This is a genomic window from Intestinimonas massiliensis (ex Afouda et al. 2020) (assembly GCF_900626285.1).
GTDB lineage: Bacteria > Bacillota > Clostridia > Oscillospirales > Oscillospiraceae > Flavonifractor > Flavonifractor massiliensis_A.
In genome coordinates this window covers 247,908-271,979 of the sequence record NZ_LR131147.1, presented here as the reverse complement: position 1 = coordinate 271,979, position 24,072 = coordinate 247,908, and the positions used below count along the sequence as shown (strand labels likewise).

Here is a 24,072-nt window from a genome sequence, read left to right as displayed (position 1 = left end):
CCGGAAAGGAGGCCATGATGAGCAAAAAAGAGAAATTCCCCCTCTACCTGTCGCCGGAGAAAAAGGCGGCCCTGGAGCGGAGATATACGGAAGACGGCAGCCGGAGCATCACCGGATTCATCGAGAACGCCATCGACTTTTATCTGGATTACCTCAGCGCCAACAACTCCGGATTGTTCCTGCCATCTGCCGTCCAGTCCTATCTGGACGGCAGGCTGGATCAGATGGAGAACCGCATGGCGTCGTTGCTCTTCAAACAGACGGTAGAGCTGGACATGGGACTGAGTATGCTGTTCAAGTGTGTCAACGTGAGCGAGGAAGAGCTGCGCCGTCAGCGGGCGGAGAGTGTGGCCAACGTGAAGAAGACCAACGGCAAGGTGTCGCTGGTACAGAAGCTGCGGGAGCTGGAGGATGATCCATGGCAAGACTGATCGTCAAGAGCCCGTATATCAAGTGCGGCGGCGGACAGAGCGCAGGCGGATACATGAAGTACATCGCAACGCGGGAGCGGGTGGAGATTATCCCGGATGACCGCCCGCCCACACGCAAGCAGGAGCAGCTCATCACAAAACTGGTGAAAGATTTTCCTGATACAAAAGATCTGCTGGAGTATGAAAGCTATACGCAGCACCCCACCAAAGCCAACGCCTCGTCTCTCATTGCGCTGGCGCTGGAGGAGAACTGGTCCCAGGTTCAATCCTCGGAGGGCTACGCCAGGTACATCGCCACCCGTCCCAGAGCGGAGCGGCTGGGTGACCACGGGCTGTTCGGTGACGAGGACAGTGTGAATCTGGACAAGGCCATGTCGGAGCTGGAGCACTACACCGGAAATGTGTGGACACACATCATCTCTCTCCACCGGGAGGACGCCACCCGTCTAGGCTATGACAACGCCCAGGCGTGGCGTTCCCTCCTGCGCACACACCGCAACGACATCGCCGCCGCTATGAATATCAAGCCCCAGGACTTCCGGTGGTACGCTGCCTTCCACGATGAAGGGGAACACCCCCACGTGCACATGATGGCGTGGTCGGCGAACCCTGGACAGGCCTACCTGTCCAGGGACGGCATCCGGCAGATCAAGTCAGCCCTCACCAATCAGATCTTTAAGCAGGAGATGCTCCACCTCTATGAGCAGAAGTCTGAAAGCCGGGACGAACTGGTGCGGGAGACCCGGAAGGCCATGCTGGAGCTGTCCCGGCAGATGGGTGAGTCGGTCTGTGAGCATCCGCAAATCGAGCAGATGATCTTGAATCTTGCCCAGCAGCTTGGAGGGGTAAAGGGCAAGAAGTCCTATGGCTATCTTCCAAAGCAGATAAAGCGACAGGTCGATGAGATCGTAAACCAGATGGAACACCTACCTGTTGTGGATAGGTGCTACCAGAAGTGGTGGGAGCTGCAATGCAAAGTGAATGACTTCTACTCCGAGAGAGAACGGCAGCGCCCGCTGCTCTCTGAGCAGAAAGAGTTCTGCGCCATCAAGAATACGGTGATTCAGGAGGCCGAGCACGTCCGGCTGAACCATATCTCTTTCGAGGACAGAGATATGGAGGACAACGGTGACTGGGTGGATGAGCGGACGCTCACCTGGACATGCCGGGAGCTGTGGAGAATTGTTGAAAATGAGGCGTTCCCGTTGGAAGAACGGGACGAGGCCACCGAGAGGCTGGAGCTGCTGGCGGAGATGGGTGATCCCTATGCCCAAACCTTCCTGGGCCAGCTGTACCGGGACGGTGGGCTGCTGATCCCGGATGCAGAGAAGGCCAGACACTGGCTGGAGCAGGCGGCGAAGCGTGAACTGCCCCAGGCTCAATATGCGATTGGCAAACTGCTTCTCTCTGACGATCCCGACGTACACGATCCCAGTGAGGGCATCCGATGGCTGAATGCGGCGGCGCAAAACGGGAACGACTACGCCGCCTACGCCCTGGGCAAGGAGCATCTGATGGGTGAGCAGGTACTTAAAAATGCGGATAGGGCGGCGGAGTATTTCCGGCAGGCTGCAGAGGCACAGAACCCCTGGGCGCAGTATCTGCTGGGCAAGCTGTACCTGATGGGGGAGGGGGTGGAACAGGATCGGGAGGTTGCCTATGGATGGTTCCAGGCTGCGGCAATACAGGGCCACACCTATGCACAGTTTTTCAAGGAACGCATGGAACAGGGCCAGCCTGGGCCGCCCGGCCTTCTGCTCTCTGTCACGCAGCTGCTCCATCACATGGGCAACATCTTCCGGGACAATGTGCCGGAGGATTCCACAAGCACCGGGCTGCACATTGACCACAAACGGCTTCAGGCGCTCCAGGAAAAGCGGATCGCCCTGGGCCACAGGCCGGATGACCATGTAGAGGAGCAGAGCATGGGCGGTATGACCATGTAAGCGGCGCAGAAAATGAGCCGCAAAACAAAGAATAAAATCCCTTCCACGAGAAGGGTAGAAAGGAATCTAATGAAGCGATCCAAATATAACTCTTTTAGTGAACTCCCCCTGATGCTGACCGTACAGGATGTGGCCGATGTGCTGGGTATTGGGCTGGCCCACGCCTATGAGGTGGCCCACCGGCAGGATTTTCCCACCATCACCCTGGGTAGCCGGATCATCGTCCCCCGTGATAAGTTCATGGCGTGGATTGAGGAGCAGTCGGCCAAAAAGACGGAAATATTTTAGTGGCTATTTCAAAGATTCTGTGGTATTTGTTTGTGTTGCCAAGGAGGGATGAGCAATGGCAAAGAAACGGGCAAACGGCGAGGGCAGCATCCGCAGAAAGCCCAACGGCCGCTGGGAGGGCCGATACACCTTGGGGATTGATCCCGCCACCGGCCGGGCCATCCAGAAAAGTGTATCCGCCAAGACACGGGCAGAGTGCAAGGAGAAGCTGGATCGGGCCATCCGGGACAACCGGGGCATCCCGGTGAACCACGACGAGGACTACACCGTGGCGGAGTGGTGCCGGCTGTGGTTTGAAACCTACAGCAAGCCGGTGATCCGGCCCAACACCGCCAAGACCTACAAGAACAGCATCGAAAACCACATCGTGCCGGCCATCGGAGGAGTCAAGCTTAAGCGGCTCGCCGCCATCCAGATCCAGAAGATGTACAACGATTCCAAGACCAGCGGGCGGGTGCAGCGGTTCGAGACGCAGACCAACACAGAATTGTCCGGCAGCACGGTGCGGCGCATCCACATGGTGCTCTCCTCGGCGCTGAAGCAGGCAGTCAAGGAGCGGATCATTCCCTACAACCCCTGCGACAACTGCCGCATCCCGCCCAAGGAGAAAAAGGAGATGGCCATCATTCCGCCGGAGAAGTTGGGGGTATATCTCAGCGAGGCGGAGAAGTACGGCGTCCTGCCCATGTTCTTCCTGGAGTTATCGAGTGGCCTGCGGCGGGGGGAACTGCTGGCCCTCCGGTGGGACGACCTGAATGTGAAGGACCGCATCCTCTCGGTAAGCAAGCAGGTCACCCGCATCGATGGGGAGCTGGTGGTGACGGAGCCGAAAACCAAGAACTCTGTCCGCAAGGTGGCGCTGTCCCAGCAGGCCGTGGATATGCTGGTGAAGGAGCATGAACAGCACCCGGACAACCCCCTTCTGTTCCCGTCGCCCCGCACCGGCGGCTACTGGAGCCCGGACGCAGTGTCCAGGATTAACCGGAAGCTGCTGGCAAAGGCGGGCATTGAGGAGCGTGTTCGCTTCCATGATCTGCGCCATACTTTCGCCACGATGGCCCTCTCCAGCGGCGTGGATGTAAAGACCCTGTCCAGTATGCTGGGCCACTATAGCGCCGGGTTCACTCTTGACACCTATACACACATCACCAGTGATATGCAGAGAGGTGCGGCGGAGAAGATCGGTGGCTTCATGGAAACAGCCACGGCCAAGACGGAACCGGAGCCGCCCGACCCGCCGGAGGGGAGCCGGTGCAAGGTGATACCGTTCGAGAGAGTAGGATAAGAAACAAGCATAGCGCCAAAGGAGATATTACCATCCCTTGGCGCTATGCTTTGTTTTAGGACTTAATATTCCAAAGGGTTTCTGCTATCTCATACAGCCATTTAGCTCTGGCGTCGATTTTTTCCTCTGTCCATTCGTCTTCCAATAAAACAGCGTTTAAGGTAACCAGGCCCTTGGCGCAGGCTTCAAGTCCTGGCTTATTTGCACCTTTTCCGGACTTTTTTGTAGTCCAATCGCTATCTCGTATTGACGCATTTAGCGATTGAGGAATGATTGCAAGATTTCCTAATGTGAGTAGCTTTGAATCTCTTTGCTTTGCAATTTCATCTGAGGCGCAGGCGGACCAGTTGTTTCTCCATTTCTTTGGCATGAGATGCTCTAAGCTATACCCATCAAAACCAAGAAGTAAAGTTGCACTGTTTGCAGGGCGGATATAGCTTTCGATGAGGTAAAGAATACCTCTGGTTTGCAGGTTGGTCAGCTTAGATTTTTGGAACCCGTCCAATAACTCCTCATTAGTAGGAATATATGTTGTTGCGTCATTTCCGCTGTGGAGCTTGGCTACCAAAGAAGCGGCATCTAAAACCTCATTGCGAATCAAAGAAGTGAACAGGTTGTTATAGTTTTTTGTTAGTGAATGAACGACCATTCTGCGCATGATGTAGCTTTCCAGGATGCCATACATGGCATTTCGTTCATCCTCGCTATACACATTCTTGGCGATATACAGTGTATAGGGAATGAGCGTAGATGTCTTTAAACCAAAGATTATCACATTTAGACGCTCAATACCAAATGTGCCCGGAACGCTTACCCCACAGATGCCTGGACTAAATATGGTTCGAAAACAGATGGCATAATCCTTCATTTGGCTAAGTATAACGCTTTTGTCTCCACCGCAATAATGGTCGATAAAATGCTGATAGGATTGTGCCAAACTATCAACTCTGGCGTACATGATCTTATCGTCATTGCTGATATTGTATCGCTTGTTCTGAATAAAAATCTGGAAGAAAGAATCAAAAAAGATATCAATGATGGCACGCTTCATTCGGCCAGTTTCAATCTCGGTATCCCAATAGGATTTTGCATCATCATCTTTTTCAAAAACAGAGGCCCATTTTGCCTCGTATTCGCTAATGGTATCTCTGCTGAAAAAGTAGTTTTTCAGCAGCTCCGAGGTTGTCAAATTAACGCCAAGAGAATTGATTGTGTTAAAAATTTGCTGCTCGTCCTCATCTGCATTCAAATCAATTCGCACGAATTGGGCGTTCATCATGACCGTCATAATGTTGAGCTTATTTTCATCAATATGGTCAACAAAGTAATTATACGCTTCAATAATTCTGGACTGAGGCGCAGGGTTATCTATTTTATCTGCGGATGTAGAAGCCATAACTCTTTCGAAAGCTTCAATATCATTTCTTCCGTGGCGCAAAGCAATTGACTGCCCCATAATTCTAAACTGGCAATCAAAAGTCGTAGATTGGCCGAGTTTCAAACACAGAACTTTCATAAAAAGAAGAAAGGTTGTCAGTCGCTGCTGCCCATCTACAATCGTTCTGCAGTCAGTAAAATTTTCGCCAGGATGTGGTCTGCGGCCTTCCTTCAGTATGATAGATCCAAAGACCTGCTAACAAAAGTCAAGTAAAACTTTCAAAGGAAACGAGCAAAGGAAAAGGGTGCACCAAATTAAACCGCTGTGCATTTCAAAAAATGGCGGTCAGCCAGACAGTATAGAGCTGGGAAATCAGCCATGCTCNAAGACCTGCTAACAAAAGTCAAGTAAAACTTTCAAAGGAAACGAGCAAAGGAAAAGGGTGCACCAAATTAAACCGCTGTGCATTTCAAAAAATGGCGGTCAGCCAGACAGTATAGAGCTGGGAAATCAGCCATGCTCCAGAGAATCCAGGTAGGCTTTCACAGAAGCGTAGTAGATGCGCAGGAACTTGTTGGCGGAGGCCATCATGTAGACACGGTAGGGCTTACCTTCAGAGCGTTTCTTGTTCATGAACTGGTAGACCGGCTCATCCATTGGAGCGCATTGCAGGAGGACCCCCATCACCAGAAAGAGCGTCCTTCGCAGTGAGGCAGATCCTCTCTTGGAAATGTTACGGCTACGGACATCCACTTGTCCAGATTGGTAAGGTGGGGCGTCAATGCCTGCAAAGGCCACCAGCGCTTTCTTGGAATGAAAACGGCGTACATCGCCAATTTCAGCTATGAGTTGGGGGCCGAGGGTTGGGCCAACACCAAACATCTCCATCACCACAGGATACTCCGGTAGAGAAACGGCCAGGGACTGCATCTCCTGCTTGAGAGCAGCTAACGCGGCGGAAGTTGCCCGGAGTTGGGAAACAGCCTGTTCTACCAAAAGTTTTGCCGTATCCGTTTTCGGCATGACACCGAAGTGTCCACATGCAGAGGCGTATATGTCCAGTGCCTTATCCTCGCTAAAATTGTAGCCGTGCTTTCTGCACCACTTCTGGTATTGGGTGGTAAAGGCCTTTTTAGACAAACCACAGACACACTCACAATGCCAAAAAGCGGCTACAAAATCCACCCACTTCTCGCTGCCATCGGCGCGGGGTGGACTGGTAAACAGGCGGTTTGCATCAGGGAAAGCGGTGTCCAGCAGGGAGATTAGGTTGTTCTTCAGCATGGTCCGTACTTTGGAATACTGCTGGTACTGCCGGTAGCAGGTCTTCAGCATGAGCCGGGTGTCCTCCTCCGGGACATATTTCGGTAGTGTGAGCCAGTGGTCAAGGCCGTAGTTGGCCAGTTTCACGGCGTCCTTCTTGTCAGTCTTGCCTCGTCTTAAACTGTTGTTCCCATAGTCATGCACCAGCATTGCATTGACTACGGAGACATAAAGTCCCGCGTCGTGGAGCAGCCAGGCCACCGGCGCGTGGTAATTACCCGTGGATTCCATCACCACACGGGTCTCACCGTCCAAACTTTTGAGCAGCCCTGCCAGTTCGTTCAGTTCATTGGCGGTGTGTCGCACTTCAAAGGGTGAAACCACCACCTCACCGAAGGGGCGCATGACGGCGATCATGCTTTTCCCTTTGGAAACATCGATGCCAACGCTGTTCATCCACATTCCTCCAATACTAAAGAATCTGCAACCGGAATCCATCTTTTCTCGTTGCCGATTCAATCTATTGGGTGACGCGAACTCCCCGGCATCCGGTGGCTCAACCTGCTGAAATCGAACGCTACAACAAGAGGATGGCTGACAGTCTTTCGTACGGACTTACAAGCCCAAGGAGTGAGTGGTCAGCCAGTTGCTCCTCTTATTGTAGCTTAGGCACGAGATGGAGGGAAAGCCGGACTGGCTGCCCGGCTTTCCTGTCCAAATTTATTGTAATAGAAGTGAGGCTTATTTGTCTTAACGATGTACTCCATATCTTCAATCATCCGAGCCCAAAGATCTTCTTTCCAAACATAGGACCGCTGGAAGAAGGGCACTTCTATAAGCGTGGAGTTATTGAAAATATTTGTGATAATTGCTTTATGTGCATCCATACCGAAACTCCTTGCAAAACACTCCTGTATAGACTATCGGTCTATCAGCATAATACGACAGTCTTGTCTTTATGCTATCATGTAACTATTATGAAAGCAACATGATAATCGACTATCATACACCGAAAAGTGTGATATATTGCCGTTAGGTATAATGGTCCCCAGAAAACAGACCACGACTTTCAAAATAATCGTGAACATGGTAAGCTAAAAGCAAAGGAGAAGATAGAGCTATGTCACGAGGAAAGTACGCACCTGAATTCAAAACAAAGTTGGTCCTGGAGGTGCTCCGTGGGGAGCGGGAACTGGGGGCCATTGCCGCAGAACACAACCTGAATCCCAACATGCTCCGCAACTGGAAAGCGGAATTTCTGGAGCATGCGTCCAGCGTGTTCGAAGAGCGGGGCAAAGCAGAGCGGGAGGCAAAAAGAAAGGAGGCCGCTGTCAAGAAGGAGCGGGACAAGATGCTGAAAACCATTGGTCAGCTGACGATCGAACGTAATTTCCTTCAGGATTGCTTTCGCGCAGTCGGGCAGCCCATCCCGGAGTTTGATCCGGAAAAACACCTTTGAGCTGTCGGTGCGCCGGCAGTGTGAGCTGCTGCACATCAACCACTCCTCGGTCTATGCCCCGCCCCCGCAGCCCAATGAGGAGAAACAACTGCTGCGGGAGGCAATGATGGCCCGGCTTGGACTATTGGCACACCATGCTGCCGGCCATGGGCAGCCGAAAGCTGACGGTAAAGCTGCGGGAAGAGGGCTTTCCAGCGGGCAGGAAATTGGTGCGGCGCCTGATGCAGGAGATGGGCATCTGGGCCATTTATCCCAAGGTCAACCTGTCAAAGCGCAACTTTCAGGATGCAATTGTGCCGTATTTGCTACGTAACAAGACTATTTCGTTCCCAAACCAGGTGTGGTCTATCGACATCACTTACATCAAGCTCCACCGTAGCCATATGTATCTCACGGCCATCATCGACTGGTACAGCAGGAAGATTGTGGGTTGGAATCTCTCTGATACCCTGGGTGTACAACCTGTCCTGGAGGCGGTACGGGATGCTGGGAACAGATTTGGCGCACCGGCTATCCTCAACTCTGATCAGGGCAGTCAGTTTACCAGCAGCGAATATAAGCACCTTCTGAAGCAGCTGTGTATCCGCCAGAGCATGGACGGGAAGTCCAGGTGGGCAGATAACATTATGATTGAGCGGTGGTTCCGAAGCCTGAAAACAGAGCTGATTTATGTCAATGAATTTACCTCGCCACGGCAGCTACGGCAGTCCATCCGAGGCTATGTGGAAGATTATAACTGTCTGCGCCCCCATGAAGCGCTGGGCTATGCCACGCCTGATGAGGTCTATGGTGCAAGCTTCTGCGTTGCCTGACCGCCGGCCTTGACAGGATACGCCCGGCCTGTTGCAGCCAACAGTGGCGAGGGTGCGACGGAGTCAGAATACAAAAGCGATCCCCTCGCACGGCAGGCCAGTGTAACAGGCCGAACGCCTCCCGTCAAAGCAACCTGCTCACGCAGGCGGCTGGCTGTTGCTCCCTGCAAATCCGGCGGCTCGGGCACCCCCAAAGTCAGTTTGTGTTCACGATAAAATTTCAATCAGTGGTCTTGACAAGGGAACCATTATAAGGGATGGGTTAGGGATTTGACGGTTTCAGCCGCAATCCTCAATCATGTTCCCACCGTTTTTCTGCCCCTTGAACCACCGCTGAACAGCAATCGTCCAAACCGCAAAAATAGAACAAAAAACGCAGAAAAACCGCCTTTTCAGGCGGTTTTTCTGCGAAAAGTGGTCGGAGTGCGGGGACTCGAACCCCGGGCCTCCTGCTCCCAAAGCAGGCGCGCTACCAACTGCGCAACACCCCGATATAAAATTGTGGAACTGCCCGGGCGGTTTCTCCCAAAGGCAACTGTAAAAAGGATTATAATATATCTATTCAGGGATTGCAAGAGGACAAATAAATATGTTATGATGACACCTACGAGGTGACCGTGATATGCGAATGAGGAAGAAGCCCAATTTGATTCCGCGGATGGAGCGCTGCGCCCGGGTCTGGATTACCGATCCGGAAGAGCATCGGGGACACTGGCGGGAACTGATGCCGGAGGCGGAAGCACTGCACTTAGAGCTGGGCTGCGGAAAGGGAAGGTTTACTGCGGAAACGGTGGCCAGCATGCCAAACACACTGTTTATCGCGGTAGAGCGAGTACCCGATGCTATGGTGATCGCAATGGAGCGGGTATGCGCACTGGACCTGCACAATGTGTTTTTTGTGGATGGAGACGCGGCACAGCTTCCCACGTTTTTTTCGCCTGGAGAGGTGGACCGCATCTATATCAACTTCTGTGATCCGTGGCCAGGCAACCGACACGCCAAGCGGCGCTTGACTCATCCCAATTTCCTGCGGCTCTACCGTCAGGTTCTGGCAGAAGGCGGCGCGATCCATTTCAAGACGGACAATCGGGATCTGTTCGAATGGTCGCTGCTGCAATTCCCCGAAGTGTCCTTTTCTCTGAACGCAGTCACGCGGGATTTGCACGCCAATGGAATCTGCGGTGTGATGACCGATTATGAGGAGAAGTTCCACAATCTTGGTACCCCAATCAACCGCTGTGAGGCAACGATGGAGCCGGAGCGGGACAGGGAAGAGGAGGACACTGCCCCTGTGGAAGCAGAATAAAATGCGCTCCCATTCATTGTGAATGGGAGCGCATTTACTCTTTACAGAAAAGCTACTACCTGATACATCAGCATGAAGTGAAAAAGAGAACCGAGCAGGATGAAGAGGTGGAAGATCTCATGGCAGCCGAACCGGGGATTATCCCGCCCAGGCCACTTGACGGCATAGAGCACACCGCCGATGGTGTAAAGGATGCCGCCGCCCAGTACCCAGAAGAAGCCTGCGGCGGGCAGGCAATGCAGCAGGGGAATGATGGCGACCACGGCCAGCCAGCCCATAGCGATATAAATTCCGGCGGTGAGCCAGCGGGGAGCGGTGATCCACACCAGAGTCAGCACCAGCCCGGCTAAAGCCAGCCCCCAGATCACGCCGAACAGGCCCCAGCCCCAGGCACCATATTCCCGCAGAACGACCAGGCACATGGGAGTATAGGTGCCGGAAATCAGGAAGTAGATGGAGGCATGGTCATATTTCTTAAGCGCGATGCGCCCCTTGACACTCACATTGCGGCAATGATATAAGGTACTGGCGGTATAGAGACCGACCATGCTTAACCCATAGATGAGGAAGGAGACCACGTGCCACATGCTCAGGTCCAGCACAGCACATCGGACCAGCAGCAGAGCGGTCCCGACGGCAGCCAGCACAGCCCCCGCTCCGTGGGTGATGGCCGACCAGGGCCGCAGACCGTCATAGGGATCCCGGTCCTTTTCCCGCACCTTCCGCCGGACAGGCCGGGCGGGCAGGGAATAGGGGAGAGAAACAGGCTGATAGGGAAGTGCGCGTTCTGAATTCATGGTTATCACCTTACCTTGCTCTTAGTATAGCATATACCGCGATATAAAATCAATAACATATTTTGATATAATATTAAAAATTATATTCAAACTTGTGCAGAGGACAGCAGCATTTAAAAGACAGTTTGCCCAAACAGGCAGAAAAAAACCGGGCCGACAGAACAAACGCTCTGTCAGCCCGGCTTTATAATGACTATCCGCGATAAGGACGGTAGCCGCGTCCGCCTCTGCGGCGGCTGCCGCGGCGGCGGGAACGGGTTGCGATCCGGTAGATGATAAAAATGATCAGGAGAATAAAGAGCAGAACGATCAGCAGGACCAGGCCGCCGATCAGGTTCAGACCTTTCAGCAGGCTGATGGGGTTCCAGGAGGCTGCTTCCACCTTGCGGCCTTCCGGAGCGGCGTAGCGGGCATCCACCGTACCCATGGATTTCAGATAAGAGGCCAGGGCGTACCACTCCTTGACCTCGGTGCCGTCCGCGTTATAGATGATGTAATCCTCGAAATCGGTGATCTCATTGCCCTCGGCATCCTTGGGCGTTATGGTCAGAATTCCGAAGGACTGGTCATTTACCGTGCCCAGCATCTGGCCGGAGTACAGGCCGGTAACGACACGGTAGAGCTTGTCGTCCTCCAGCGGGACGGTAGTGCCGTCAGACAGTACCTGAGCACAGTCGGTCACCTTGTTGAAGATGATCCGGTGGGGATTCCAGGTCCAGGTCATACCGGAGCCGTAAAGCTGTGCGGCAGACATAAGGGGGGTGACGGACGCGTCTACCTCAAAGGCGTCTCTCAGCTCCTTACCAGTGATCCAGACGGAAATCAGGGGATAGCCGGGTGTGCCGTCGGCACCAGAGCCCAGGGAGGAGACATTAAACGCATCGGAGGTAGTGATCTCGCCTGCGGCGAAGGAGCCCCGGATCACACCGGAGGCAACCACGGCGAAATCTACAGGGACATAGTCATCCCCCTCAGCCTGCTGGACGGCGTAGATGTAGGAATCGGCGATCAGATTGCCTAGCGGGTCCTCCCGCTGTTCTGAGGCAAACTGGCCGATAGGAGTGAAGGCAAAGTCTGTGGTAGCCAGCACCTGGTCGAATTTCATGTCATACTGATCCAGATATTCACTCTCCACCAGTGGCTGGAAGGTGTTGACCAGCTGGACCATACCGGGGTCTTCGTTCACGGTCTCGTCCACGGGGATGAGCTGATAGTCCCAGCCCAGTTTTTCGCCATCCTGAAGCCAGGAGACGGTGAGTGACCCCAGATAAGTGGTGTACTCTCCGGCGGAGACGATGAGGGTGTCATTCACCTGGACAGGTTCCTCCAGCGTGGTGTGGCTATGGCCGGAGATGATCAGATCAATGCCCTCCACCTGTTTGGCCAGTTCGTAATCTTCCCCTTTCCCCTTGCCGTTGGTGCCGCTGTGGGAGAGGCAAATGATAAAGGCCGGGTTAGAGCTGCCGGCCAGCTCCGCCTGAATGGCGTCAACTGTGCGTTTGGCGGCATCTGCGATGGGTTCAAACTCCATGCCGGACATAGGGGCATTGCTGTCAGCCTCTTCGCCCATCAGGCCAAAAATGCCATAGTTAACTCCGCCGCGCTCAATAATCACGTAATCCTGAATCCCGTACCGGTTCCAGGCGTCCCAGGAGACAGTGTCGGATTCCGGGGGCTTATAGTTAGCCTGGACAATGGCGGGCAGGGAAGTACCGCTGTCCACGGCCGCATTGAGCATATTCGCCAGGCCCTTGGCCCGGTAGTCAAACTCATGGTTACCCAGGGTGGTAACATCATAACCCATAGCGCCAAGCGCCCGCAGCTCAGGAGCGTGGGTGGTATAAATGGTCTGGAACAGGCTGCCCATGGAGAAGTCACCACCGTCCAGGGTAAGGGCATCCGGATGCTTGTCCCGCGCCTCTTTCAGTAGAGTGGCCAGACGGGTATAACCGCCGTACTCGCCGCCGGAATCATCCGGCATAGGGAGAAAGTGGTCGTGGGTATCGTGTGTGAACAGAACCGTGCTTTCATAAACAGGCTCAGGGGGGGCAGCCGACGCCGGAACAGACAGTCCGGCAATCAGCAGACAGAGCGCAAGACAAAAAACAGACAGTTGCTTTAATATAAAGTGCCGCATTTCATTCCCTCCTCCTCTCTAGTTTGCCACATTTCGACCTAAAAAGAAAGTAGAAAAGGAGAGAAGATTTTTCTCTTGACAAGGGATGCGGCTTCTGCTATACTATCAGAGCAAAACAAAGCAGGATCGGTACCCCCATCCTCACCTCCAGCCATAGGCAAAGAGGTTAATCTGGTTTCGCAGACGTTCCGCTTGCGGGGCGTGTGTGTTGTGTGACGCGGGTACCGAAACGGTAGCCGTGTTTTTTTACGCGGATGTGAAATGGAGGTGCTTTCGTATCAGCAAACAGGGTCATCAGATCAACGAGGAGATCCGCGACAAGGAAGTCCGACTGGTCTCAGAAACGGGAGAACAGCTGGGTATCATGTCTGCCCACGAGGCGCTGGAGCGCGCGGTGGAGCAGAACCTGGACCTGGTGAAGATCTCTCCCACCGCCAATCCTCCCGTGTGCAAGCTCATGGATTATGGCAAGTACAAGTTTGAGCAGACCAAGCGGGAGAAGGAAGCGCGGAAGAATCAGCATGTGGTGGAGATCAAGGAAGTCCGCATGTCGCCGAGTATCGACGTGAACGACTTCAATGTGAAGCTCCGCAACGCCCAAAAGTTCCTGGCCGAGGGCAACCGGGTGAAGGTCACCGTCCGCTTCCGCGGCCGTGAGATGGCTCACACCGATATCGGCAAGGATCTGCTGCTGAAATTTGCTGAGCAGTGCAGTGAGGTGGCCGCGTTGGATAAGGACCCCAAGCTGGACGGACGGCACATGTCCATTTTCCTCTCTCCCAAGGTTGCCAAGGAAGGCAAAAAATCCTGAAGAGTTTCCTACGCTCGAATTGAACAGAAAAGGAGTAAACCACCATGCCTAAACTGAAGACTCACTCCGGCGCGAAGAAGAGATTCAGCCTGACCAAGTCTGGCAAGGTCAAGCGCGCCCATGCTTTCAAGTCCCACCTGCTCAACGGCCACGGCAAGGACACCAAGCGCAAGAGAGGCCTCCGCGCCGGCGCTTACGCGGACAAGACCAATGAGCCCGCTATCAAGCGCTTGATCCCCTACAAATAAGATAAGAACGATTTTACCTTAAAATAGGAGGCTTTTTACAATGGCTAGAGTGAAAGGCGCGATGATGACGCGCAAGAGAAGAAATAAGATCCTGAAACTGGCCAAGGGCTACTGGGGCGCTAAGAGCAAGCACTTCAAGATGGCCAACGAGCAGGTCATGAAGTCCCTGACCTACGCTTACACCGGCCGCCGGCTGAAGAAGCGCGACTTCCGTCAGCTGTGGATCACCCGCATTTCCGCCGCCTGCAAGAGCAACGGCATGAACTATTCCACCTTCATGAACGGCCTGAAGAAGGCCGGCGTGGAGATCAACCGCAAGATGCTGGCTGAGCTGGCGGTCAATGATAAGGCTGCCTTCACCGCCCTGACCGAGATGGCCAAGGCCCAGCTGGCCTAATTGAGATACAAAAAGAGCGTCTGCCGAAAGGCACCCCCGCAAAAGGACAACAAAAAACCGATTTTGCGCATCAGCGAGGAAGGGTCTGTGGAAATCCGCAGGCCCTTCTTCTTGCGCATATCAGAAGAGGGCGCAGACAGTCGATTGGCTGTCCGCGCCCCTGCTATTTGAGAAGTGTTGAGAAAAATGATCTCTCGATATAAGAAAGATCTCTTATGATTTTTATTTTTCTACCAAAAAATCACACTTATTTTTGGTGAGCCATTATTGCTCAACGACTCCATTTGGGTCTGAATCTGTCTAGATTGACAGGTTGGCATCGGCGTGCTATACTACTGTTTGGAAAACATATGTTTTATGAACAGTAGTTAGTGTAAAGGAGGAGTCAACGGTGAACAAGACAAAGAAAGCCTTTCTCCGGCGGCTGAGATGGGCGCTGTTCTGGCGTCTGCCCAGCGGGGAGACGCGCGCCATCGTGGAGGATTACAGCGGCTTTTTCGACGACCGCATGGCCGAAGGCAAAACGGAGGCCGAGGTCTGCCGGGAGTTCGGCGCGCCGACAGAGGTGGCGCGGGCGATCCTGCGCGAGTCCGGGCGGCGAACGCAGCCGCTGGGCTTGCTGATCATTGTGTGGGTGCTGCTGGCGGGGTTTCTCAACTGGTGGTGGACATGGCAGACCTTCCAATTTTCCAACTCGGGTTATTTCTGGTTCTATATTGTGGAGTTTCTGCTTATCCCAGTACTGTGGCTGTGCTGGCGCAAGGAACTGGACGTGAGAAAAGACAATCTGCCGCACCCTGGGCGCTGGTGTATTGCGGCCTTTGGCATCCCGGCGGCCGCTTGGGCAGTGTTTTATGGCTACTACGCCTGGTGTATGCTAGTCTTTGTGCCGCAGTAGCAGGCGCTCCCTCCCGAACAGCAGACTGCCGAGGCCGGGGCCGGGATCGGCGTAGTCATCGGAACGCTGAAGGAGGAGGGCTCACTGCTGGTGCTAGTGATGTTGGCGTTGCTGCTGGTGCGCACTTGGCGGGAGGGCAGCTCCCGGCCATTGACCGGTGCGGCCTGGTGTATGGGCTGTCTTTGTTCCATGTCTCGGATGTTTGCGTTTTCAACCTGGCTGGACGTGGACGCGATGCCGTTCTCGCCGTATTCCGCCTTGCTGATCCCGCTGGCTGTCTTGCTTGTCGTGGGATTGGGCGGTGCGGCGCTGACCGCCCTGCTCATCCGGAAGGGAGGCCGCCATGGACGCCCAGCTTAAACGCGGCGCGCTGGAGCTGTGCCTGCTGTCCGATGTGGCTAAGCAGGAGCAGTACGGCTACGACATCATCAAGCGGCTCCGGCAGTCCTTTCCCGATGTGGAGGAGAGCAGTTTTTACGCCATCCTCCGCCGCCTGCATCGGGAGGGTTCTCTGGAGCAGTTTTCTGGTAAAACCTCCGGCGGTCCGCCCCGGAAATACTATCGAGTCACACCTCGAGGCTGGCAAAAACTGGAGGAGCAGGCGGCAGATTGGAAGACGCTGGTCGCTATTGTAGCGCGACACTTGGAGGGCTTGTGATCTTCCGCATTATATCATGAGACAGATGTCTGTGCAGATAGGCCACATAGGTCTCGCAGGTTTTGGCATACGTGATGATGCCCGGTTTGAGGCGGACGGGTGGGGCTTCCGCTCGTCGGTGTATCTGAGTGTGTGACCATTCTTTGTGCGGTGAGGCAGCAAATCATGCTCCGCTGCGCAAGGCTTCGCCGCCCCTGGCGGCGGTGAAACGCCCGCCCTTCAGGGCGGGCGTTTCACGCAAGCATAGCGTTTTGATGTCAAAACGCGCTTGCAGGGGAAAACCCCTGACCCCAATGCCGCCTGCGGGCGGAACTTTCCGGCAAGGTTGCCGAAAAGTTTTCGGAAGATTTTCCACGCAAGATCGGGTTTGACAAAATTGTCAAACCCGATCTCATTGGAACATTTGGCAATTCCGGCGGCAGTCCATTGCGCTGAAAATCGGGTTCGGCAACCTTGCCGGACCCGATTTTTACCTGCATGAGGATGTCGTTTTTTCAATAAACTGTCTACATGATTGGGTACATTATAATCCGTACAAGGGTGTCCATGTTAGCACCCTGGAGGTCAAGAAATCCAGGGCAGGGTGCATCATGAGACCCCCATTTTTCTTTTTTAATGCGGACACAGACTGTCCGCATTATCTGTTAGGATGGGTGCGAGAACCGGGGATGGCCCTGGAGCCGTCTTCCGAGAGGAGGAGCTGCATGAACGCACAAACGCACCGTACCTGCATCCGGATGAGCCAGGAGGAATACGACCAGCTGAAAGAGAAAAGCAGGGCTGCCGGGTTATCCGCCAACGCCTGGCTGATGAGAGAGCTGGAGCGAAACCGCCCTATACTCTACCGGGAGGAGGAAACGAGAGCGGCCATCGCCTTTGCGGATGAGGCTGGCCGGGACATCAACGCCGTGGCCAGGGCATTCAACAGCGGCTGCGGCACCGCCCAGCAGTTGGGCTTTTCCGTCCAGCGGCTGGCCCAGGTGGTGGAACGGTTCTGGCAAGTGCGAAAGCTGGGGTACCCCTATGCGGTATAAACACAGGCCACGCTTACCCATGCGGGACAACAGCTGTTCTCTGTCCGTCCGCATGACGGAGGAACAGTACCAGCGGCTGTGCCGCTATCTGGCCATTACCAGATTGCCGGTCACAACTTATTTCCGCAAGCTGATCAAGAAGGACACGATCCACGCCCGAATGCCCAGGCAGAAGCTGGACCCGCATCCCGCCGTGAACCATATCTACTCCAACATCCGGCAGATCGCCCGCTGCCCAAGGGCCAGAGAACTTGCCCCGGAGCAGATCGCGCAGCTGGAGTTTCTGGCGGACAAGCTTTGCGAGGAATGCTTTCTTCTCTCCACACAGCAATAGCCCTTGTAAGGCCATAGGAGGCCCCGTGTGGCCTCTCAGGCCCAGCGTAGGGATATAGGTATGGCCCCAGAGAGAAACTGGGCGCTTTCAGCCGAATTGTCAGGAGCGTCACTTTTATGTCACAGGAGCAGAAAATCGCCTTTGACAATAGTGTCAAAGGCAATCCGCGGGAGGAGCGGAATATACCACAGAGTCGGGAGACCGCTTTTGATGATATCGTCAAAAGCGCTGCTCTGGAAGGTTTGGCAAGGTTGCCAAACCTTCCAGAGCAGAGATGGAGGAAACGAAAATGTCAGAAGAACAAAAGAGCAAAGTTCAACAGGTAACCGTGGAACGCCTTCAGCGCTCCCATGGGCAGCTCATCCAGGTGGTGTCCGTGTTCCCGGTACAGGGCAGCGCCACCCCGGAGGACAAGCTGAAAGCCCTCATCGACCTGGACGCGCAGCAAGGAAAGCTGTGTGCCTAAAGGGCTGGACATTCCCCAGGCTTTGGGGTATTGTGTAGGCGCGATGCGCTGAAACGGTTTGACGAGAAAAAAGGAGGGCTGTATGAAACAGTCAAACCAGAATGAGATCACCGCCCTGTACTGCCGTCTCAGTCAGGATGACGGGGCGGACGGAGAGTCCAACAGCATCCAGAACCAGCGGAATATCCTGGAGAGGTATGCACGGGAGCACCGCTTCCCCAACCCCCGCTTTTATGTGGATGATGGCTATTCCGGAGGCAGCTTCAACCGCCCCGGCTTCCAGCAGATGATGACGGATATGGAAAACGGGAAGATCCGCACCATCATCACCAAGGACTTGTCCCGGCTGGGACGTAACCAGCTCCACACGGGGCTGTACATTGAGGAGCGGTTCCCCATGTTCGGCGTCCGCTACATCGCCATCAACGACAATGTGGACACCGACCGGAGTGAGAGCACGGAGCTGATGCCCTTCAAGAACTTGTTTAATGAGTGGTTCATCCGGGACACCAGCCGGAAGATCCGGGCGGTGCAGCGGGCCAAGGCGGAGCGCGGGGAGCGGCTAGGCACCAGAGCGCCCTACGGCTACCGCAAGGACGAGCAGGACCGCAAGAAGCTGGTGGTGGACGAGGAGGCCGCTGCCGTGGTGCGGCGTATCTTCGCCCTGTGTGCCGCCGGACAGGGACCCAGCCAGATCGCCCGGCTGCTAAAGCGGGAGCAGGTACTGTGCCCCACGACCTACGCCTATGAGCGGCACGGGCTCACGCACACCAGTCTGGACGCAGAAAACCCCTATCACTGGACCAGCAGCACCGTGGCCAACATGCTGGAGAACGAGATCTACCTTGGCAACACCATCAATCTCCGGTACAGCACTCGTTCCTACAAGGACAAGCGAAAAGTGGAACATCCCAGGGAAGAGTGCATGGTGCTGGAAAACACCCACCCCGCCCTGGTGAGCCGGGAAGTCTGGGATATCGTCCAGCAGGTACGCCAGCACAAACGGCGGCCTACCAAGATGGACGAGCAGAACAAGTATTCCGGGCTGGTGGTGTGCGCCGACTGCGGGAGTACCATGGTGCTCCACCGCGCCCATACCATGAGCCGGTCCTACAACCACTTCACCTGCCGGACCTACAAGAAGGACGTCACCCTCTGCACCGCCCACTATATCCGGGAGTGCATACTAGATGACGTGGTCCTGGAGGATCTGCGGCGGGTGACAGCAATGGCCAGGGAGCACACCCAGGAGTTTGCCGCATACATCGGCAGCAGACAGTCTGCGGAGATCCGAAAAGAGATGCGTGGGCTGGAATGGGAATTGGCCGCTATGAAGAAGCGGAGCAGAGAGCTGGACAGCATCTTCAAGCGGCTCTATGAGGACAGCGTCCTGGGGCGGATCACAGCGGAGCAGTTCCAGACGCTCTCCGGCAGCTACACCCAGGAGATGGAAATGCTGAACAAGGCCATCCCGGAAAAGGAAACTGCCATCCAGAGGCTGCGGGAGCAGGTGTCCGGCACCGACCACTTTATCTCCCTGGCAAAGCGGTACACGGACATCCAGGAGCTGACGCCGGAGATGCTGCGGCTGTTCATCCAAAAGATCGTGGTCCACGAAAAGGACGTGAAGTGGAGCAAGCACGCTCAGCAGACAGTAGAAATCCACTACAATGACATTGGCTGTGTGGAACTGCCACAGCCGAAAGGTCAGTCCACCGCCAAGGGTGCGTGAGACAAAAAGAAGTCCCCGGCAGATACTGCCGAAGCAATATCTGCCGGGGGTTCAGACACCTGCAAAGTTACCCCTGTCAGGGGGCACCAAAAGGCAGACGCTCTTTTTTGCCTCGATTTAGTGACTTCTGCGGGAGCAAAAGAAATAGCCACCCGCTCTGCGGGTGAGGTCAAAAACGAAAAAGAGCCGCACCGCTGGTAGAATGATGGATGTTCAGGCCATCAAAAAGCAAGAAAGACGGTGAAGCTCTATGGCAGACAGTCTAACGCATAGTAAATGGGTATGCAAGTATCACATCGTATTCACCCCAAAATATCGGAGGAAGATAGACTATTGGGGGATACGAGAGGATATCCGGGAGATTATCCGGGATTTGTGCAAGCGGAAAGGAGCAGCAATCCTGGAGGGGAAAAGCGCAATGATAATATTCGAGTGTCACGCAAATTTGAAGTATAAGTTTGGGAACCGGCATTTCTGGGCGACCGGGTACTATGTGAGCACCGTAGGCATCCGGGAGAAGGCCCTGAGGAAATATATTCAAGAGCAAGAGAAGCACGATCAGATAAATAGAGGATAGGGTTAGCACCAAAGAGTACGAAAACCCTTTTAGGGGGAGAGCGAGGTAATCAATCCACTATGCCCTTTCAGGGCTTGTGCAAGCCACGCATTCACGCGTGGTCCTGATTGTCATTCGATGACCTTGATTTTTTTCCAGCCGCCGCGCCAATAGCGGATCAGGAAGAAAGCGGAGCGCACCACCCAGTCGGCTACCATAGCCAGCCATACCCCGGCCAGGCCCAGATTCAGACCCCAGGAGCAGGCCAGGAAGTAACTCAGTGCCACCCGGCAGGCGAACATGGAGCACAGGGAGACGATCATGGTAAACACCGCGTCTCCCGCCGCCCGCAGGGAGTTGGGCAAGGTAAAGGCCATGGGCCAGAAGATGACGTTGCCCACCGCACAGATCCGCAGCACCTGGGCGGCCATTGTCACCGCCTCCGGGCTCAGATTGAACAGGGAGACCAGAAAATCGGCGCCGAAGAACATGGCCGTACTCATGATGAACATAAATACATAGCTGGCGCCCACAAGCCGTTTGGTATAGGAAACGGCCTGGTCGGTGGCGCCGGCCCCCATGCACCGCCCGATCACCGTGATGATAGCCAGGCCCAGAGCCATGCCGGGCACGTTGACGACACCGGCCACGCTGTTGGCAATGGCGTTGGCGGCCACGGCGGAGGTGCCGAAGGTGGTGATCAGGTTCAGCACCATTAGTTTTCCGGCCTGAAACATCCCGTTTTCCAGGCCGTTTGGAATGCCGATAAAGAGGATGCGCTTGATCATCCCTCCGTTGATTTGAACGTGGAGCAGTCCCTCCACCCGCACGGTATGGTCGGGATGGTTCAGCAGGGCCATGATGATGATAGCGGCGGCGATGCGGGAGGCCAGTGTTCCGATGCCCGCGCCGGCGGCACCGAAGTGGAAGCCGAAAATGAAGATGGCGTTAACCACAATATTGATGATATTGATGATCAGGGAGCAGAACATGGATACCTTGCTGTTGCCCATGGCCCGGAACAGGGCGGCGCCGGCGTTGTAGATGCCCATAAAGGGGTAGGCGGCGGCGGTGAGCAGAAAGTAGATCAGAGCGCTGTCCATCACGTCGGCCTCCACCCGGCCGAAGATCAGGGACAGGATGTGCTGGCGAAAGACCAGAGCCACCGCCATCAGCAGGACGGAGACAGTGCACATGGTATAGAGCAGCTGCTTGGAGGCGGTCTTGGCGTTGTCAAGATCCTGCCGGCCCAGGTACTGGGAGACCACCACGGCGCCGCCGGTGGACAGGGCGGAGAAGATCTGGATGATCAGTGTATTGATATTATCCACCAGCGAGACACCGGATACCGCCGCCTCGCCTGCGGTGGTGACCATTACGGTGTCCGCCATACCCACTGTCATCAGCAGCAGCTGTTCGATGATCAGCGGTCCGATCAGGCGGATCAGCGCGTCCCGGCTGAAGAGCGGCTGTTGCAGTTGGTTTGTCATAGATCACACTTCTTTACGGGAAATTTACACAGCAGGACTATTCTACTCCGATACTAGAGAATTGCAATCTGTATTTTGAACAAAGCGAATGGCCCGCTGCAAATTGCAGCGGGCCATTCCAATAGGGAAAGGGAAAGCGGGTCAGGCGGATTCACCGGGGGTAATGGTGTAGCCGCTCAGGTCGATGGTGAAGGTGCAGGTGGCCACCACATTGTCCTGGGATCCGTCGTTGTCCAGGAAGTACAGGGTGTACTCGTAAATGCCGCCGTCCTTCATCACGTAGCCGCTCTCCTCCTGGGCGGCAAACACGGCGCCCCACTTGAAGAAGTAGTGGGTGCTGTCCTTGGTCCACCAGCCGGAGCCGGACTGGGCGTCGGTCTCGCTGGAAATGCCCCAGGTGTTGAGGGCGCCGCCGTTGATGGAGCGGGCGATCTTGTCAAACTTCAGGGTGCCGTCACCCAGAGCCTGGGGCACGGAGTAGTAGACGGTGTACTCACCGCCGCCGCCCATGCCCTGGACCTGCTCCTGGCTCAGCTCGCCGGAGCCGCCGTTCTGCACCAGGGCGGTGCTGCCGTCAAAGCTCAAACCGGTGGGAGTGGACTCCACGCCGGAGGGCAGCTCATGGGTGGACACGATCACATCCTCCAGGGCCACCACAGGAGTCTGGACCCCGGAAAGGTCCACCACATACTGGGTGGGCTCACCCTCCTCACCCCACTGGAGGGTGATGTGGGTCTTGGGTGCGATGGAGCTGGCGTTGATGAAGAACACCGCATACTTGCCCTCGCCGATGGTGGGATCCACGGTCAGATCGGTGCTGTTGTCGGCGGTGGGGGAGGACTGGGTGCCGAAGGTGTACTTGAAGGTCTCGCCCTCGTAGCCCTCGGGGGCCTCAAAGGCCACACCGACCCAGGAGCCCTTGCCGGCACCCTCGCTCTGGTGGACGGGCACCACAGCGTCGGTAGACAGGGCGATGCGGACAAAGCCGTCCTCCTGGCTGGCCTGGGCGGTGACGGCGGGCAGATCCTCCAGGGAGCCCTCCTGGTCCACAGGCCGGACACCCAGGATGCCGGAGATGGGCTTCTGCTGGTCCTCGGAGCCGGAACCGCCGCCGGAACCGGAGCCGCTGCCGGAACCGGAGCCGCCGCCGGAACCGGAACCACCGCCGGAACCGGAGCCGCCGTTATCCGGGGAAGAGCTGCCAGAGCCGGTGACCTCCTCACCCGCGCTGTTGGTGGGCGGGGTCACGCCGTCGGCCACATCGACGGCAGCGGGCTTGTTGCCATCGATGACCACCTGGTCAGCCTGGATGTCGGCGGAGGAGATGGTACCCTGGTTGTTCACCTTCACAGCGGAGAGGGCGGAGAGGGTGTCCACGGAGGCACCGCTGGCCACCTGGACAGAGCTGTCAGCACCCTCCACGGTGAGCAGAGCCACCTGGGTACCGGCGGCCAGAGCCACGCTGGTCTCGCCGCCGGAGAGGGCCAGTTCGCCCTCCACAGTGGTATCGGCCAGGGAGAGCGCGGAATTGCGGGCCTCCACCAGAATGTCACCGGCCACGGTGCTGTTCTTCACAGTGAGGGAGCCCCTGCCGGCGCCTGGGGCCACCAGCAGGGTGCCGTTGACGTGGGCATTTTCCACCCGCACGTTGTCGGCGGCCACCAGCAGGATGCCGTTGACTTCGCCGGTGACGACGGCGCCGTTTTCGTTGACATACTCAGCCACGGAGTTGTTGAGCACAGTGACCACGGAGCCCCGGGTGATCTCCTGGCCCAGGGCCAGCTGGCCGCCGCCGATGCCCTGGATGATACCGGCCTGGGCCATGGCGTCGATGTAGCCGGCGGCCCAGTCGGCGGCCTGACTGCCGTCCACAAAGCTGCTCAGATCGGGATTCTGAGTGGGACGGATGCTCAGGGCCCGGGCGTAGAGAACAGTGGCCCGCTGGCGGTCCATGGGCTCCTCGGCCCGGCAGTTGGTGCCGTCGCCCTGGAGGACGCCGGCGGCGGTGAGCTTGAGGATGTAGGGGGCGTACCACTCGTCGCCCTTCAGGTCGGCGTAGGAGTTGGCGGCCACCTCGGTGTACCCCATGGTGCGGCAGAGCAGGGCGGCGAATTCACCCACTGTCATGGAGGCGTCGGGCCGCATGCCGCGGGCGTCGCCCTCCACGATGCCGTAATCGTGCCAGCGCTCGAAGGCGGACTGGCTCCAGTGACCATCCAGTTCGGGCAGGGAAGAGGCGGCAGGTGCCGCCGCTGCGGTGGGGGCGGCCAGAGAGGCAGTGAGCGCCAGAGAGAGAAGGGCTGCGGGAATTTTGCGCATATCGGATCTCCTTTTTTCAAGCTTGCC

23 protein-coding genes, 1 tRNA gene and 1 pseudogene are annotated in these 24,072 nt (G+C 55.9%); 17 read left to right on the top strand and 8 right to left on the bottom strand.

Translation table 11 applies throughout. The features are described 5' to 3' along the window. Positions 1-17: 17 nt before the first annotated feature. The 4 genes from E0E41_RS01345 to E0E41_RS01330 all read left to right on the top strand — a co-directional run bounded on the left by E0E41_RS01345 (position 18) and on the right by E0E41_RS01330 (position 3,950). A complete protein-coding gene (locus E0E41_RS01345) occupies positions 18-431 on the top strand; it encodes a hypothetical protein (protein WP_130868428.1) in 414 nt (137 codons plus the stop codon). Further along, positions 419-2,377, top strand: a complete 1,959-nt coding sequence (gene mobP3, locus E0E41_RS01340) for a MobP3 family relaxase (protein WP_130868427.1) — start codon at positions 419-421, stop codon at positions 2,375-2,377. Before E0E41_RS01345 ends, mobP3 begins: the two co-directional genes overlap by 13 nt. Before the next feature lie 69 nt (positions 2,378-2,446). Continuing rightward, a complete protein-coding gene (locus E0E41_RS01335) occupies positions 2,447-2,665 on the top strand; it encodes a helix-turn-helix domain-containing protein (RefSeq protein ID WP_130868426.1) in 219 nt (72 codons plus the stop codon). A 55-nt stretch (positions 2,666-2,720) separates the two neighbouring features. Then, a complete protein-coding gene (locus tag E0E41_RS01330; protein WP_130868425.1) occupies positions 2,721-3,950 on the top strand; it encodes a tyrosine-type recombinase/integrase in 1,230 nt (409 codons plus the stop codon). 55 nt (positions 3,951-4,005) lie between these two features. On the opposite strand, the gene E0E41_RS01325 is transcribed toward E0E41_RS01330, so the two are convergent. The 3 genes from E0E41_RS01325 to E0E41_RS01315 all read right to left on the bottom strand — a co-directional run bounded on the left by E0E41_RS01325 (position 4,006) and on the right by E0E41_RS01315 (position 7,478). Next, positions 4,006-5,565 carry a DUF262 domain-containing protein gene (locus E0E41_RS01325; protein ID WP_278045189.1) on the bottom strand — a complete coding sequence of 520 codons (1,560 nt, stop codon included), beginning with the start codon at positions 5,563-5,565 and terminating at the stop codon, positions 4,006-4,008. Between the two features lie 273 nt (positions 5,566-5,838). Then, a complete protein-coding gene (locus tag E0E41_RS01320) occupies positions 5,839-7,047 on the bottom strand; it encodes an IS110 family transposase (RefSeq protein ID WP_130870730.1) in 1,209 nt (402 codons plus the stop codon). Positions 7,048-7,256: 209 nt separating this feature from the next. After that, positions 7,257-7,478 carry a DUF262 domain-containing protein gene (locus tag E0E41_RS01315; protein ID WP_130868423.1) on the bottom strand — a complete coding sequence of 74 codons (222 nt, stop codon included), beginning with the start codon at positions 7,476-7,478 and terminating at the stop codon, positions 7,257-7,259. Between the two features lie 233 nt (positions 7,479-7,711). Here E0E41_RS01315 and E0E41_RS01310 point away from each other — a divergent pair, with 233 nt between their 5' ends. Together E0E41_RS01310 and E0E41_RS01305 are read left to right on the top strand one after the other, a co-directional pair. Then, a complete protein-coding gene (locus tag E0E41_RS01310; protein ID WP_130868422.1) occupies positions 7,712-8,050 on the top strand; it encodes a transposase in 339 nt (112 codons plus the stop codon). 116 nt (positions 8,051-8,166) lie between these two features. After that, positions 8,167-8,862 (top strand): IS3 family transposase, encoded by a 696-nt coding sequence (locus E0E41_RS01305; protein ID WP_130868421.1) that lies wholly within the window; start codon positions 8,167-8,169, stop codon positions 8,860-8,862. A 415-nt stretch (positions 8,863-9,277) separates the two neighbouring features. Here E0E41_RS01305 and E0E41_RS01300 read toward each other — a convergent pair. Further along, positions 9,278-9,353: transfer RNA gene (locus tag E0E41_RS01300), tRNA-Pro, on the bottom strand. 131 nt (positions 9,354-9,484) lie between these two features. Between E0E41_RS01300 and trmB the strand changes: the two genes are divergently transcribed. Next, positions 9,485-10,168: a tRNA (guanosine(46)-N7)-methyltransferase TrmB gene (trmB, locus tag E0E41_RS01295; protein ID WP_130868420.1), complete on the top strand. Its 684-nt coding sequence runs from the start codon at positions 9,485-9,487 to the stop codon at positions 10,166-10,168. A 41-nt stretch (positions 10,169-10,209) separates the two neighbouring features. On the opposite strand, the gene trhA is transcribed toward trmB, so the two are convergent. Then, positions 10,210-10,965: a PAQR family membrane homeostasis protein TrhA gene (gene trhA, locus E0E41_RS01290; RefSeq protein ID WP_130868419.1), complete on the bottom strand. Its 756-nt coding sequence runs from the start codon at positions 10,963-10,965 to the stop codon at positions 10,210-10,212. 193 nt (positions 10,966-11,158) lie between these two features. Beyond that, entirely contained in the window at positions 11,159-12,946 is a 1,788-nt protein-coding gene (locus E0E41_RS01285; RefSeq protein WP_242623646.1) for a bifunctional metallophosphatase/5'-nucleotidase, read from the bottom strand. Positions 12,947-13,358: 412 nt separating this feature from the next. On the opposite strand from E0E41_RS01285, the gene infC reads away from it, so the two are divergent. The 10 genes and pseudogenes from infC to E0E41_RS01240 all read left to right on the top strand — a co-directional run bounded on the left by infC (position 13,359) and on the right by E0E41_RS01240 (position 20,306). Then, on the top strand, positions 13,359-13,913 hold the full coding sequence (infC, locus tag E0E41_RS01280; RefSeq protein ID WP_242623645.1) for a translation initiation factor IF-3: 555 nt from the start codon (positions 13,359-13,361) through the stop codon (positions 13,911-13,913). A 44-nt stretch (positions 13,914-13,957) separates the two neighbouring features. Beyond that, complete coding sequence (gene rpmI, locus E0E41_RS01275; RefSeq protein WP_087341538.1) at positions 13,958-14,161, top strand: 50S ribosomal protein L35; 204 nt, start codon at positions 13,958-13,960, stop codon at positions 14,159-14,161. Between the two features lie 40 nt (positions 14,162-14,201). Further along, complete coding sequence (gene rplT, locus E0E41_RS01270) at positions 14,202-14,558, top strand: 50S ribosomal protein L20 (protein ID WP_130868416.1); 357 nt, start codon at positions 14,202-14,204, stop codon at positions 14,556-14,558. A 391-nt stretch (positions 14,559-14,949) separates the two neighbouring features. Next, positions 14,950-15,456 (top strand): DUF1700 domain-containing protein, encoded by a 507-nt coding sequence (locus E0E41_RS01265; RefSeq protein WP_130868415.1) that lies wholly within the window; start codon positions 14,950-14,952, stop codon positions 15,454-15,456. 343 nt (positions 15,457-15,799) lie between these two features. Next, positions 15,800-16,114: a PadR family transcriptional regulator gene (locus E0E41_RS01260; RefSeq protein WP_130868414.1), complete on the top strand. Its 315-nt coding sequence runs from the start codon at positions 15,800-15,802 to the stop codon at positions 16,112-16,114. A 704-nt stretch (positions 16,115-16,818) separates the two neighbouring features. Further along, entirely contained in the window at positions 16,819-17,148 is a 330-nt protein-coding gene (locus E0E41_RS01255; RefSeq protein WP_130868413.1) for a plasmid mobilization protein, read from the top strand. Positions 17,149-17,167: 19 nt separating this feature from the next. Next, positions 17,168-17,482: a hypothetical protein gene (locus E0E41_RS01250; RefSeq protein WP_130868412.1), complete on the top strand. Its 315-nt coding sequence runs from the start codon at positions 17,168-17,170 to the stop codon at positions 17,480-17,482. Positions 17,483-17,771: 289 nt separating this feature from the next. Continuing rightward, positions 17,772-17,948: a hypothetical protein gene (locus E0E41_RS18420; protein ID WP_165450482.1), complete on the top strand. Its 177-nt coding sequence runs from the start codon at positions 17,772-17,774 to the stop codon at positions 17,946-17,948. An 82-nt stretch (positions 17,949-18,030) separates the two neighbouring features. Next, complete coding sequence (locus E0E41_RS01245; protein WP_130868411.1) at positions 18,031-19,680, top strand: recombinase family protein; 1,650 nt, start codon at positions 18,031-18,033, stop codon at positions 19,678-19,680. Positions 19,681-19,930: 250 nt separating this feature from the next. After that, a pseudogene (locus E0E41_RS01240) lies at positions 19,931-20,306 on the top strand (transposase). Positions 20,307-20,367: 61 nt separating this feature from the next. Here E0E41_RS01240 and E0E41_RS01235 read toward each other — a convergent pair. Together E0E41_RS01235 and E0E41_RS01230 are read right to left on the bottom strand one after the other, a co-directional pair. Beyond that, complete coding sequence (locus tag E0E41_RS01235) at positions 20,368-21,726, bottom strand: MATE family efflux transporter (protein WP_130868410.1); 1,359 nt, start codon at positions 21,724-21,726, stop codon at positions 20,368-20,370. A gap of 141 nt (positions 21,727-21,867) precedes the next feature. Next, the gene (locus E0E41_RS01230) at positions 21,868-24,045 is read right to left on the bottom strand and encodes an S-layer homology domain-containing protein (protein WP_130868409.1); all 2,178 of its coding nucleotides are present in this window, start codon (positions 24,043-24,045) and stop codon (positions 21,868-21,870) included. Between the last annotated feature and the right edge of the window lie 27 nt (positions 24,046-24,072).